This is a genomic window from Massilia sp. Mn16-1_5, from assembly GCF_004798585.1.
Classification (GTDB): Bacteria; Pseudomonadota; Gammaproteobacteria; order Burkholderiales; family Burkholderiaceae_D; genus Telluria.
Genome location: NZ_PPXQ01000011.1, coordinates 118,671 through 131,830, shown reverse-complemented (window position 1 = coordinate 131,830; position 13,160 = coordinate 118,671). Strand labels below are relative to the sequence as shown.

General features: G+C 66.1%; 12 protein-coding genes. 4 read left to right on the top strand and 8 right to left on the bottom strand.

What is annotated here, in order from left to right; translation table 11 throughout:
- Window positions 1-38 precede the first annotated feature (38 nt).
- Together C2862_RS14980 and pdxH are read right to left on the bottom strand one after the other, a co-directional pair.
- On the bottom strand, window positions 39-1,256 hold the full coding sequence (locus tag C2862_RS14980; protein WP_136221017.1) for a cyclopropane-fatty-acyl-phospholipid synthase family protein: 1,218 nt from the start codon (window positions 1,254-1,256) through the stop codon (window positions 39-41).
- A 74-nt stretch (window positions 1,257-1,330) separates the two neighbouring features.
- Complete coding sequence (gene pdxH, locus C2862_RS14975) at window positions 1,331-2,524, bottom strand: pyridoxamine 5'-phosphate oxidase (protein ID WP_136220937.1); 1,194 nt, start codon at window positions 2,522-2,524, stop codon at window positions 1,331-1,333.
- An 88-nt stretch (window positions 2,525-2,612) separates the two neighbouring features.
- Here pdxH and tcdA point away from each other — a divergent pair, with 88 nt between their 5' ends.
- The 3 genes from tcdA to cysK all read left to right on the top strand — a co-directional run bounded on the left by tcdA (window position 2,613) and on the right by cysK (window position 5,138).
- On the top strand, window positions 2,613-3,470 hold the full coding sequence (tcdA, locus tag C2862_RS14970) for a tRNA cyclic N6-threonylcarbamoyladenosine(37) synthase TcdA (protein ID WP_136220936.1): 858 nt from the start codon (window positions 2,613-2,615) through the stop codon (window positions 3,468-3,470).
- Between the two features lie 75 nt (window positions 3,471-3,545).
- The gene (locus tag C2862_RS14965; RefSeq protein ID WP_307723546.1) at window positions 3,546-4,184 is read left to right on the top strand and encodes an FKBP-type peptidyl-prolyl cis-trans isomerase; all 639 of its coding nucleotides are present in this window, start codon (window positions 3,546-3,548) and stop codon (window positions 4,182-4,184) included.
- A 24-nt stretch (window positions 4,185-4,208) separates the two neighbouring features.
- Window positions 4,209-5,138 (top strand): cysteine synthase A, encoded by a 930-nt coding sequence (cysK, locus tag C2862_RS14960; protein ID WP_136220935.1) that lies wholly within the window; start codon window positions 4,209-4,211, stop codon window positions 5,136-5,138.
- An 80-nt stretch (window positions 5,139-5,218) separates the two neighbouring features.
- Here cysK and C2862_RS14955 read toward each other — a convergent pair whose 3' ends face one another.
- Both C2862_RS14955 and C2862_RS14950 read right to left on the bottom strand, forming a co-directional pair.
- On the bottom strand, window positions 5,219-6,154 hold the full coding sequence (locus C2862_RS14955) for a cation diffusion facilitator family transporter (RefSeq protein WP_136220934.1): 936 nt from the start codon (window positions 6,152-6,154) through the stop codon (window positions 5,219-5,221).
- Window positions 6,151-6,480: a helix-turn-helix transcriptional regulator gene (locus tag C2862_RS14950; RefSeq protein ID WP_136220933.1), complete on the bottom strand. Its 330-nt coding sequence runs from the start codon at window positions 6,478-6,480 to the stop codon at window positions 6,151-6,153. The genes C2862_RS14955 and C2862_RS14950 overlap by 4 nt, the downstream gene beginning before the upstream one ends.
- 315 nt (window positions 6,481-6,795) lie before the next feature.
- Between C2862_RS14950 and glf the strand changes: the two genes are divergently transcribed.
- Window positions 6,796-7,950 carry a UDP-galactopyranose mutase gene (glf, locus tag C2862_RS14945; RefSeq protein ID WP_136220932.1) on the top strand — a complete coding sequence of 385 codons (1,155 nt, stop codon included), beginning with the start codon at window positions 6,796-6,798 and terminating at the stop codon, window positions 7,948-7,950.
- 88 nt (window positions 7,951-8,038) lie between these two features.
- Here the strand turns inward: glf and C2862_RS14940 are convergent, their stop codons facing one another.
- The 4 genes from C2862_RS14940 to C2862_RS14925 are packed head-to-tail and all read right to left on the bottom strand — an operon-like array spanning window position 8,039 to window position 13,028.
- Window positions 8,039-8,707 (bottom strand): bifunctional 2-polyprenyl-6-hydroxyphenol methylase/3-demethylubiquinol 3-O-methyltransferase UbiG, encoded by a 669-nt coding sequence (locus tag C2862_RS14940; protein ID WP_136220931.1) that lies wholly within the window; start codon window positions 8,705-8,707, stop codon window positions 8,039-8,041.
- Complete coding sequence (locus tag C2862_RS14935; protein WP_136220930.1) at window positions 8,704-11,556, bottom strand: pitrilysin family protein; 2,853 nt, start codon at window positions 11,554-11,556, stop codon at window positions 8,704-8,706. Before C2862_RS14935 ends, C2862_RS14940 begins: the two co-directional genes overlap by 4 nt.
- A gap of 33 nt (window positions 11,557-11,589) precedes the next feature.
- Window positions 11,590-12,546, bottom strand: coding sequence for a metallophosphoesterase (locus C2862_RS14930; protein WP_229467447.1), 957 nt, complete (start codon window positions 12,544-12,546; stop codon window positions 11,590-11,592).
- A complete protein-coding gene (locus tag C2862_RS14925; RefSeq protein WP_136220929.1) occupies window positions 12,546-13,028 on the bottom strand; it encodes a CinA family protein in 483 nt (160 codons plus the stop codon). Before C2862_RS14925 ends, C2862_RS14930 begins: the two co-directional genes overlap by 1 nt.
- Between the last annotated feature and the right edge of the window lie 132 nt (window positions 13,029-13,160).

The window sequence follows — 13,160 nt, the reverse complement described above, 5'->3', positions numbered from 1 at the left end:
GCATGCTTCTGGTGGGCACGGGGCGCCCACCCTACGGCTTATGGATACATGTACCGCCGCGACCAGGGGATCTGCGCCGGATCTTCGCCCGCCTTCGCCCCGACGATCTGGTACAGGCTGATCCAGTCGTGGGCGAAGGCGTAGGCGCAGCCGGCGAGGTACACGTGCCAGATGCGTTGCCGCCTGGCGTCGGTCAGCTGGCCGATCGTATCGAAGCGGTTCTCGAAATTCTCGGTCCATAGCGTACAGGTGCGCGCGTAGTGGCGGCGCAGGTTTTCGACGTCGCGCACTTCCAGGCCGCCCTGCTGCATCGCCTTGATCACCGCCGACAGGTGGGCCAGCTCGCCCTGCGGGAACACGTACTGGTCGATGAATTCGCCGCCGCCATAGGGCGTGGAGCGGTTGGCGACGTCGGTGGTGGTGATCCCGTGGTTCATCACCACGCCGCCCGGCGCCAGCAGGCTGTCGATCTTCGCAAAGTATTCCGGCAGGTGTTGCACCCCCACGTGCTCGAACATGCCGACGCTGGTGATGCGGTCGAACTGGCCGCTGAGATCGCGGTAATCCTGCAGCCGGATCTCCACCTGTTTATCCAGCCCCGCCTGCGCCACCCGCTCGCGCGCCAGCGCCGCCTGGTTCTCCGACAGGGTGATGCCGACGCAGCGCGCGCCGAAGTGCTGCGCCGCGCGGATGGCGAGCGCGCCCCAGCCGCAGCCGATGTCGAGCAGGCTCTGTCCCGGACGTACATCGATCTTGCGCAGGATGTGGTCGATCTTTTTCACCTGAGCGCTCGCCAGATCCTCGGTGCCGTCCTCGAAATAGGCGCAGGAATACACCATGTTCGGGTCGAGCCAGGCGGCGTAGAAATCGTTGGAGACGTCGTAGTGGTAGCGGATCGCCTCGGCATCCTTCTGGCGCGTGTGCGGCGACAGCAGGCGCAGGGGAATGGCGCCAAGGAGATTGGAACGTCTGTCCGGCTTGCCCTTGGCGGCCGCCAGTTCGCTGCCGATGCGGATCATGTCGGCGGCGCGGCCGCGGATCTCGAGCGCGCCTTCGACATAGGCGCGGCCCAGGTTGTACAGGGTGGGGGAGAGCAGGTAGCGCAGGCTCGACGGCCTGGGGACGCGGATGGTGACGCGCGGCGGATCGGACGAGAGGTCGACGTGTTCTCCGTTCCAGAGTTCCACGCGCAAGGGCAGCGACAGTTTGCTGCGCACGCCTGTGCTCCAGGCGCTGAGCTTCATTTCGGTGAACACGGTTTCCTCCAGCCGGTGGGACACCGGCCCTGCGGACGGCGTCGAACCCGTCCCGCCATACTGGAGGACAGGTCTTACGGTTGCAAACGCTGCCGTGCCCAGCTTCCGTCTTCCTGCCGCTCGTACACGATGCGGTCATGGAAACGCGACCGGCGCCCCTGCCAGAACTCGATGCGCTCGGGCACCAGGCGGAAGCCGCCCCAGTTGTCTGGGCGCGCCGGTGCGTCGCCGGCTGTCGCGGCGACCGCTTCGTAGTTCCGTTCCAGGGCCGCACGGTTCTCGATCGGCGCGCTTTGCTGGGAAGCAATCGCCGACAGGCGGCTCTTCAACGGCCTGCTGTGGAAATACTTATCGCTTTCTTCGGCCGAGGTCGTTTCGACCCGGCCTTCGATGCGAACCTGGCGTTCAAGCTCGCTCCAGAAGAATAGCAGCGCTGCATAAGGATTGGCGCGCAATTCCTGAGCTTTGCGGCTGTCGTAGTTGGTGTACCAGGTAAAGCCACGCTCGTCGAACTGTTTGACGAGCACGATGCGCGAGCTCGGCCGGCCATTCGAGTCGACGGTAGCCACGTTCATCGCGTTCGGCTCGTTGACCTGCGCTTTCAGGGCTTGCTCGAACCAGCGCGTGAACTGCAGCATCGGGTCGTCCAGCACGTCGTCCTCGTTCAGGCTGGCCTGGCCGTAATCCTTGCGCAAATCGGCGACGGCATCGCCGATCGACGGTGCCGGCGCATCCTCGCCGATTCCGCGGCGGCGCTGCATCGCCGTGCCCAGCTGCGTCATCTGTTCTGGCGTGAACAGGCGCATGGCCATCGGCGCCATCGTGCTTTCCTCGCGCTCCATGTGCGCCGTGTAGCGCTGGACGAAGCGCTGTACGTTGGTGCTCGACAGGACGTTGGCGCTGCCGTCGGCGATCGCCGTCAGCTGCTCGTGCAGGTCTTGCCAGAGCGCATCCATCTCCTTGTGGTCCTGCAGGATGATCGGCGCCAACGCCTGCAGCGTGGCCGCGTCCTCGCCCTGGGCGACGGCGCGCAGCATCGGAATCAGGTCTTGCTCCTCGTCATCGTGGTGCAGGTGGGCCGCCTTCTCGAAATACTTCAGCACGGCGCCGGCGGCCTGGCGCGCCTGCTCGTCGGCGCCGTGCTCGGGCAGGTGCGACAGCAGGCGCTCGAGCGTAGCCAGCTGCTTGCGGATGCGGCCGTGGCAATGCTTGAGCACGGCGATCGGCTGGTCGAAACCGGGCGCAGTGTCAGGAAGGAAATCGTTCATGTGCGTATTTTTGACAGAGGGAAGTTTTTTGATTGACAGAGCGTTATTTTAGTGCGGATGCGAAAGATCGGTCCGGTAAAATGTCCGGATGAACTCGATCGACACCTCCTTCACTCAAGCGCCGCAAGGCGACGATATCGACTTTGCACGCCGCTTCGGCGGCATTGGCCGCCTCTACGGCGAGCGTGCACTGGAACGTTTTAGAACGGCGCACGTTTGCGTGATCGGCGTCGGCGGCGTCGGCTCCTGGATCGTCGAGGCCCTGGCGCGCAGCGCGATCGGCGAACTGACTCTGATCGACCTCGACAACGTGGCCGAATCGAACATCAACCGCCAGATCCAGGCCCTCACCGATACCATCGGCCAGCCGAAGATCGAAGCGCTGCGTGACCGTATCGCCCAGATCAATCCCTACTGCAAGGTCAACCTGGTCGAGGATTTTATCGAAGTGGACAACATCGTCCAGATGATCGGCGGCAAGGGGTTCGATTACGTGGTGGATGCCATCGACAGCGTCAAGGCCAAGGCGGCCCTGATCGCGTATTGCCGCGATAACGCGATTCCGCTGCTGACCAGCGGCGGCGCCGGCGGCCAGCTCGACCCGACGAAAATCGAGGTGCGCGACCTGGCCCGTACCGAGCAGGAACCGTTGCTGAAAAAGGTGCGCAAGGTCCTGCGTGCCCAGTACGGTTTTTCGCGCGGCGAAAAGCAGAAATACCATATCGACGCCGTGTTCTCGATGGAGCCGCTGCGCTATCCCGAGCTTGATGCTGCCTGCGAGATCGAGTCCAGCATCACCGGCCTGAATTGCGCCGGCTTCGGTTCGAGCATGGTGGTGACGGCCAGCTTCGGCATGATCGCCGCGGCCCACATCCTGCGCAAGCTGGCCGAGGCGGCGAATGCCGCCGCTCTGCCCGCGGCCCAGCCGGAGCTCGCCGACGCCTGAGCCGCCGCTGTGCATCATGGTCCGGGCTTGCTATCATGGGATATCGATTGAAATCCTGTCATTGAAAGAGTCCTCATGATGCGTCGTACCACTTTCCTGGCCATGCTGTTCGCGGCCGCCGCAGTCAACGCCCAGCAATCCAACCAAACCCCGGTGACGCCGGCGAACGCGCCCTCCACGCCGACCGCCGCCGATCAGGCCGCCACCGCCGTGCGCCAGCAGGGCGTGCAGAGCGCGGCCGACCAGGCCGCCGACACCTCGCAGCAGGCCGCCGGCCAGGCCGCCACGACCACCACCGACACCGGCGCCGCCGCTGCGGCCGCTGCCGCTGCCGCCCAACCGGTACCGCCGGCCCCGACGGGCCCGCAGCTCGAAATCATCGACCGCGTGGTCGGCAAGGGCCGCGAAGCCAGTGCCGGCAGCCTGGTGCGCGTCAACTACACCGGCTGGTTCCACAAGCCCCTGTCCGCCACCGGCAAGGGCAAGAAATTCGATTCCTCGCTCGACGCGGGCCGCGATCCGCTCGAGTTCCGTCTCGGCACCGGCGTGGTGATCAAGGGCTGGGACCAGGGCGTGGCCGGCATGAAGGTCGGCGGCAAGCGCACCCTGATCATTCCGAGCCAGCTCGCCTACGGCAAGCGCGGCGCACCGGGCGGCATGATTCCGCCGGACACGGACCTCATCTTCGACGTGGAACTGCTCGGCGTTAAATAAACTTCGATACTAGGGAGAACGGCAATGCGTATCGCGAACGATGTCACTGAACTGATCGGTAACACCCCTCTCGTCAGGATCCGCAAGCTGTCTCCCGGCGGCGCGGAGATCCTTGCCAAGCTCGAGTTCTACAATCCGGCGCACAGCGTCAAGGACCGCATCGGCCTGGCAATGATCGAGGCGGCGGAAAAAGCCGGCCGGATCGGCCCCGACACCGTCATCGTCGAGCCGACCAGCGGCAATACCGGCATCGCCCTGGCCATGGTCTGCGCGGCGCGCGGCTACCGCTGCAAGCTGGTCATGCCCGAGACCATGAGCAACGAGCGGCGCATGCTGCTGCGCGCCTATGGCGCCGAACTGGTGCTCACGCCCGGCTCGGAGGGCATGCTGGGCGCGATCCGCCGCGCCGAAGAAATCGTCGCCGGCGACCCGCGCGCCTTCATGCCCCAGCAGTTCAACAATCCCGCCAATCCGGAAGTACATCGCCGCACTACGGCCGAGGAAATCTGGCGCGACACCGACGGTAAGGTCGACATCGTCGTCGCCGGCGTCGGCACCGGCGGCACCATCACCGGCGTGGGCGAAGTCATCAAGGAGCGCAAGCCCGGCTTCCAGGCCATCGCCGTCGAGCCGGAAGCTTCGCCCATGCTGTCGAAAGGCACCAAGGGTCCGCACCCGATCCAGGGCATCGGCGCCGGCTTCGTGCCGGAAGTGCTGAATACCGGCATCTATGACGAGATCATCACCGTCAGCAACGAGAACGCCTTCGAGACGGCCCGCGCCGCCGCGCGCGAAGAGGGTTTACTGGTCGGGATTTCATCGGGCGCGGCCTTGTGGGCGGCGATGCAGGTGGCGCAGCGGCCGGAAAATGCGGGGAAGCTGATCGTGACGATCATTCCGTCGTTTGGGGAGCGGTATTTGAGTACCGCCTTGTTCGCCAACCTGGCTGGTTGATTATTGATGGTGGGCACGGGGCGCTCACCCTACGTGATTGATAGCCGTAGGGTGGGCGCCCCGTGCCCACCAAGACGTGATTACGCCACCAGCGCGCAGCGGTGCTGCGACGTGCCTTCCTCCACCTGCAGCGTGCAATGCCCGATCGAGAAATCGTGGCGCAGCTTCGCTACGATGTCGTCGATCACCCGGTCTCCCGGATACCCACCCGGCATCACCAGGTGCGCCGTCAGCGCCGTTTCCGTCGTGCTCATCGCCCAGATGTGCAGGTCGTGTACACCGGTCACGCCCGGCTGCTGCGCCAGGAAGCGGTCGATCGCGACCGCATCGACGTTCTCGGGCACGGCCGCCATCACCAGGCGCAGCGATTCGCGCAGCAGCGACCAGGTGCCGTACACGATCACCAGCACGATCACCAGGCTGACCGCCGGGTCGAGCCAGGTCCAGCCGGTGCCCATGATGACCAGGCCCGACACCACCACGCCCAGCGAGATCGCCGCGTCGGCCGCCATGTGCAGGTAGGCGCCACGGATGTTCAGGTCGCCCTTGCTGCCGGCCATGAAGAGCCAGGCCGAGAAGCCGTTGATGACCACCCCGATGGCGGCCACGATCGACACCGTCACACCCTCGACCGGCATGGGTGCCGTCAGGCGGTGCAGGGCTTCCCAGGCGATCGCTCCGCAGGCCAGCAGCAGCAATATCGCGTTCGCCAGCGCGGCCAGGATCGAGGAGCTTCGCAGGCCATAGGTATAGCGCGCGTTCGGTGCGCGCTTGGCCAGCGCGGCCGCACCCCAGGCCAGCACCAGGCCCAGCACGTCGGACAGGTTGTGGCCGGCGTCGGCCATCAGCGCCGTCGAGTTGGCGATGAAACCGTAGATGAATTCGATGGCGACGAACAGGGTGTTGACGCCGATCGCCAGCGCGAAGGCGCGTCCGTGGCCGGGCTCCGGCATGTGATGGTGGTGGCCGTGACCGTGGCCGTGGTGGTGGTCGTGATGGTGGTGGTCGTGGCTCATGCTGCGTCCATTGCGTTGAGGGGTTCTGCGATGTGCTCGAACATGGTGGCGAGCAGGGTGCTGATGTGGGCGTCGGCCGCCGAATAAAACACCTGCTTGCCCTGGCGCTCGGCCTTGAGGATGCGCGCCGCGCGCAGCAGGCGCAGGTGATGGCTGACCAGCGAACTCGAGAGCGCGTGCGCGGCGGCGATGTCGCCTACCGAGGTCGGCTGGCCAAGGCAGGCCAGCACGATGCGCAGGCGGGTTGCATCACCCAGCAGGTGGAACAGGTCCGCCAGCTGGGCGATGGCGTGATCGGGGTGGTCGAGTTTGCTCATCGTTAACATGTGAATAGTTGTTCACATGTTAGAGCAAGTCCGGCTTTCCGGCAAGCCGGCGCCTCAACACACGGCTAGGTGACACCATTTTTCTTGTCGGAAAAGTACTACAAGCACGCTTCCAATTGAACGGGGGTTAACCTGCAGCGCGACATATAATTGTTCTTGTATTAAGAAATGGAACGGCTTTGGCTTGCAACGCGTGCAACAAGAATATATCCAACGCTCAGCATGCCCGGCCGTCGTTCTGGTCCGCAAACGCAGATGCGGCCACGCGCGAAGTCCCTCCAGGAACACCCCAATCTACAGTTAGGATATAGACACATGAACAAGAAAATCGCCATTGTCGGCGCTGGATTTTCCGGAGCTGTGATTGCCAACCAGCTGGCACAAGCCGGCTACACCGTCGAAGTCTTTGAAGCACGCTCCCACGTCGCAGGTAACTGCCACTCCGAACGCGATGCCGAAACCGGCGTCATGCTGCACGTCTACGGTCCGCACATCTTCCACACCGACAACGAGCGCGCCTGGGAATTCGTGAACCGCTACGCCGAGTTCAAGCCTTACGTGAACCGCGTCAAGGCCATCACCAGGAACCAGGTCTTCACGCTGCCGATCAACCTGCTCACCATCAACCAGTTCTTCAACAAGACCATGGGTCCGGCCGAGGCGGAGGAATTCCTGGCGTCGCTGGGCGACAAGTCGATCGTCGACCCGCAGACCTTCGAAGAGCAGGCGCTGCGCTTCGTCGGCCGCGAACTGTATGAGGCCTTCTTCAAGACCTATACCGTCAAACAATGGGGCCTGCAGCCGAGCGAACTGCCGGCCAGCATCCTGAAACGCCTGCCGGTGCGCTTCAACTACGACGACAATTACTTCAGCCACAAGTACCAGGGCATGCCGGCCGAGGGCTATACGGCGCTGGTCGAGAACATCATCAATGTGCCGGGCGTGACCGTGCACCTGAACACTCGCTTCGATCCGGACCTGAAGTCCGAGTACGAACACGTCTTCTACAGCGGCCCGATCGACGCCTGGTTCAAGCACGCCGAAGGCCGTCTGCCTTACCGCACGCTCGACTTCGAAACCTTCCGCGCCACCGGCGACTACCAGGGCAACGCCGTCATCAACTACTGCGACGACGCCAAGCCTTATACCCGCATCACCGAACACAAACACTTCTCGCCGTGGGAAAAGCACGAGAAGACGATCTGCTACAAGGAATACAGCCGCCAGTGCGAAGAGAAGGACATCCCGTACTACCCGATCCGCCTGGCGCGCGACAAGAAGCAGCTCGAGCTCTACGTGAACCTGGCGAAGAAGGAGCCGAACGTGACCTTCGTCGGCCGTCTGGGGACCTATCGCTACCTGGATATGGACGTAACGATCAACGAGGCGCTGATCACGGCGGATAAATTCCTGGAAGCGGCGCGCGACAAGTCGCAGATGCCGGCGTTCGTGATCGATCCGTTGGGCTAATCGGTCGTAGGGTGGGCGCCCCGTGCCCACCATAACGACGAGTAGTGGAAGAGTATGCGGTTGGTGGGCACGGGGCGCCCACCCTACGTCACGGCAGCTGGCCCATCAGGATGAGCGACACCGGCTTGCCCGTCTCCGGATGCACGGGTTCGCGCATCTCCACCAAACGCAGGCCGTTCTCGACGAACAGCGCCACCCAGCTCGCCACGGTACGGAAATACCAGGGCGGCGCATCCTGGAAATCGCTGCTGAAGCCGGCCCAGCTGCCCTCTCTCCAGCCATCGACATAGGGCGCGTCGCCGCAAGCCATCAAGGGGTGCACGGTCTGCACGATCAGCGTGCCACCGGGGCGCAAATAGGTCGGCGCCGCGCGCAGCAAGTTCGCCGTCGCCTCTTCCCCGATCAGCGAGAAATTGCAGACGGCGACATCGACCGCCAGTTGCAGGCCGCCTGCCGCAATCTCCTCGTAGGACATCACCCGGAACGCGCCGCCACCCGACACCCGCGCCGCCTCGACCAGGCCGGCAATCGCATCGACCCCCATCATCTCCACTTCCGGCAGGGCGCGGATCAGCCAGCCTTCGCCGCAGCCGAGATCGACACCGGTACGCGGCGTACAGGAACGTACGGCCTCGACGATCGCGGCATCCGTCACCAGCGCGCGGCTGGCAATTTCTCGGCCGCGCACGGCGGCAACCCAGGGGTCGGTATTGCGCGACCAGGCATCGACGATGCGCTCGTCCGTCAGCTTGTTCATGGCTTGAGTTGTCCTTCGCGCAGTTGACCCTCACTATCGCGCACTTCGACCGGCCCCAGTTTCAGCTTGTCGAGCTGCGGCGCGATCTTCTTGCGCTCGCCGACCGCGACCACCAGCAGGCGCTGCGGATCGAGGTAGCGCTTCGCCGCAGCCTGGACCTCAAGCGCGGTGACGGCTTCCAGGCGCGCCGGCAGCTGTTTGTAGTAATCGAGCGGCAGGTCGAACACAAAGGCTTCGGCCAGGCTGGCGCCGATGTCGCTGTTGGTCTCGAAGTGATTTGGCAGCGACAGCAGCTGCGCATTGCGCGCGCCGGCCAGCTCTTCCGCGCCGAGCGGCTTGTCCGCCATCGCCTGGGCTTCGCGCAGCAGTTCCGACACCGAAGCACCCGTCACGTTCGCGCGCACGCTGCCGGCGATGATGAAGGGACCCGGGGTGCGGTCGTACCGGAAACCCGAATACACGCCATAGGTGTAGCCCTTGTCTTCACGCAGGTTCTGGTTGATGCGGCTGGTGAACAGGCCGCCAAAGGCCGCGTTCATGACTTCCAGCGCCGGGAACTGCGGCGTCTTGCGCTGCGCGCCCAGCATGGTCAGACGCAGCGCCGTCTGGCCCGCGCCCGGCTGGTCGACCAGCACCACACGCGCCTTGGTCGTCTCCGGGGTGCCGGGAGCGAGCTGCGGCACCGGGGCGCTCTTCCAGCTGCGGAAGTGGGCGTCGGCCAGGGCCTTCAGTTCGCTGCGCGAGATGTCGCCCGAGACCACCAGCGCCGCATTGCCCGGCACGTAGTGGCGGCGCCAGAAGCCTTCCAGGTCCTCGCGCGTGACGGCGCGGATCGCCGGCTCGGTGCCCAGCTGGCCGTATCCGTAGGGGTGGCGCGGGCCGTACAGGGCGCCGGCGGCGGCCAGGGCGGCAATCGTCTCCGGATCGTCGCGCTGCTGCATCAGGTCGCCCAGGCGGCTGGCGCGCTGGCGCTCGACTTCGGCGGTCGGGAAGGCCGGATGCTGGACCACGTCGGCCAGCACGCCGAGTGCCGCGCCGAAGTTGGCGCGCAGCGCCAGCAGCGAGACGCTCGAGGCGCCGGTGCTGCTGCCGGTGTCCAGAAAGGCGCCGAGCTGCGCGATCTCGTCGGCGATGCGCGGCGCGCTGCGCGTGGCGGTGCCCTCGGTCAGCATCTGCGCCGTGAAGCCGGCCAGGCCGGGCAGGGTGACCGGATTCGCATCCGACCCGCTGCGCACCACCAGGTCGGCCGACACCAGCGGCAGCGCCGGGTTGTAGTGGTGGATGACGGTCAGGCCGTTCTCGAGCTTGAAGGCTTCGCCCTGCGGCAGGTTCATCTTCGGCGTCGGTCCCGCCTTCGGCATCTGGGCGCGCCAGGCTTCAGCTTCGTTGATGCCGCCGGGGATACCCTTGGTGCGCGTCTTGGCCGGCTTCGGGGCCGGCGGGTCGGGCGGCAGCTCGGGGATGCCCGGCACGCCGGCCACCACCACGCGCGATTTTTTCTGCAGCCAGGTGCGTGCGGCGCGCTGGACGTCGGCGGCCGTAATCTTGCGCAGCTGCGCCACGTCCTGGGCCAGGTAGCCGGGGTCCCCGGTGTACTGGTTGTAGTGGTTCAGCTGGTCCGCCAGGCCGTCGCCGCCCAGTTTTTCGAGCGAGCTGACGATCGCCGTCTCGATCTGGTTACGGGCGCGCGCCACTTCCTGTTCGGTGGGACCGTGGTCGCGCAGGGCGGCCAGTTCCGCGTCGATCGCTTCCTCGATCTCGGCCGGCGTGTGGCCGGTGCGCGCCGTGACCTCGATCAGGAAGGTCGATGCCAGCGCGCGCGAGTCCTGGTCGGCATCGACGTCCTGGGCGATCTGGCGTCCGTAGACCAGCGATTTATACAGGCGGCTCGATTTGCCGCCGGCCAGGATCTGGGCCGCCACCGCCAGCTCGGCATCATCCGGCTGGTAAGCGGGCGGCGTCAGCCAGCCCATGTAGACGCGCGGCAGCTCGACCCGGTCCGGCACCACCAGCCGCTTTTCGCTCGTGATCGACGGCGTCACGACTTTCGGGCGCACCACGGCCGGGCCGCGGCGCAGGCTGCCGAAATACTTCGCCACCAGGGCGCGGGTTTTCACCTTGTCGATGTCGCCGGCGATCACGATGCTGGCGTTGTTGGGGCCGTAGTAGCGGGTGAAGAAATCGCGCACGTCTTCGAGCTTGGCGTTCTGGATGTCGGTGTGCGAACCGATTACCGAAGCCCGGTACGGATGGTCCTGCGGGAACAGGGCGTGGTTCAGCGCTTCCTCGACGATGCCGTAGGGTTCGTTTTCGACCGTGTCGCGCCGCTCGTTGCGCACCACGTCCTGCTGGTTGGTCAGCGACTTCTGGTCCAGCACGTCGAGCAGGTAGCCCATGCGGTCGGCATGCACCCACAGCGCCAGCTCGAGCTGGTTCGAGGGCACGGTGTCGTAGTAATTGGTGCGGTCGTAGTCGGTACTGCCGTTGCTGTCGCTGGCGCCGGCGCCTTCCATCAGGCGGTCGGCCAGCCCGCGCGGCAAGTGCTTGCTGCCGGCGAACATCATGTGCTCGAACAGGTGGGCGAAGCCGGTCAGTCCCGGCGCCTCGTTGGCCGGGCCGACGTGGTACCAGACATTCACGGCCACCAGCGGCAGCCGCTTGTCCTCGACCAGGATCACCTGCAGGCCGTTGGGCAGGACGTACTTGTCGAAGGCGATGTTCGGGATGCCGGGCAACTGCGTCGTCGACGGGGTGCCCGCGCTTGCGGTGCCGCCTGCGCCGCCTTGCGCGCCGGCGCCGTTCAGGGCGGCCATCAGCAGCGATGCGGCAACGAGTGGGCGGGCTTTCATGTGGTGCTCCAGAAGAAGTGGGTCATGCAAAAATCAGTGGCAGGCAGCGCCGCCGCGGTCGGGCTTTGATGCGTTCGGTAGCTGAGGTGGGGTCGCTTCCAGGAATTCCCAGTCATAGCGTCCCGGCGCCAGGCGCAGGCGCAGTACGCCGCTGCGGCTGGCATCGCGCGTCTCGCTGTGTGCCTTGGGGATCAGGAAGGGCGTCGGATAGGCGCCGCCGGTACCGACCACGAACTGGCGCAGGCCGCGCGGATCGCTTTGCCCATCCGCGTTTTGCGGCGCGAAGCGCTCGTAGTCGTGATCATGGCCGGACAAGACCAGCTCCGCTCCGGCCTCCTGCAACAGCACCCAGGCCGCGCGCATGACGGGCACGCTGCCGTGGCCGCCCGAACTGTACAGGGGATGGTGCCAGAATGCCAGCGTGCAGGGCGCGCTGCCCTCCCGGGCCTCGGTTGCATCACGCGCCAGTTCCGTCTTCAGCCAGGCCAGCTGGGCCGCCTGGGCTTCTCCGGCCAGGTTGCTGTCGAGCGAATAGATGCGCCAGGCGCCGAGTTGCAAGCGATAGTAGCCGCGCCCGGCGCGCGCGCCGAAATAGGCGAAGTAGGGCGCCGCGCCTTTGCTGTAGTACTCGTGGTTGCCGGGCGCGGGCCAGGTGCGGTCCTTGAAGCGGCCCCAGGTGGGGTCATAGCAGCGCGCGAATTCGGCCTGCGTGCCGCGCGGGTAGGTGTGGTCGCCCAGCGTGAAGACGAGGGCCTGCGGGTCGCTTGCCAGGCCGGCCGCCACCACGGCGGCCGTGTCGGCCGCGCCCGACCAGCGCGGGTCGGGGTGGGTACAGCGGGCGATGTCGCCGACGGCGTACACGGTCTGGATGTCAGGCCCGGCGGGCGTGGGAGCGTCGGGCGTGGGAGCGTCGGGCGTGGGGCCGTCGGGCGTGATACAGGCCGCCAGCGTGCAGGCGAACAGCGCCGCCGCGGCGCGCCGGCCCCCCACTATTCGATAAAACGCAACAGCCCGCGCAGCGCGTGCGCCACGGTCTGTTCGCGCACGGCCTGGCGGTCGCCCTGGAACACGAGGCGCTCCGTAAACGTGGTGTCGCCGCGCGCCCAGCCGAAACAGACCGTGCCGACCGGTTTGCCCGGCACCGCACCGGTCGGGCCGGCGATACCGGTGGTGGAGACGGCGACGTCGGCATTGCTGTTGGCGAGCGCCCCTTCGGCCATCGCGCCCGCCACTTCCTCGCTCACCGACCCGAACTGGGCGATCAGCGCGGCCGAGACGTCCAGCAGCTCGGTTTTCGAGGCATTCGAATAGGTCACGAAGCCGCATTCGAACCAGCCGGTCGAGCCGGCGATCTCGGTGACGGCCTGCGACACGCCGCCGCCGGTACAGGATTCGGCGGTAGCCAGTACCAGGCGCCTGGCTTGCAGCGCCATGCCCACTTTCGTTGCAAGATCGATCAAATCGTTCGTCACGTGCAGCTCCTCCAGGTGGCGCCGGACTCGGCCGGCGGCGGCGACAGCGGGTGGTCGCGCGTGGATTCATTCTAGCGCGGCCCGGCCCCGACCGGTGTGGCAAACTTGCATGCGATGGCCGTGCCTGCCGAC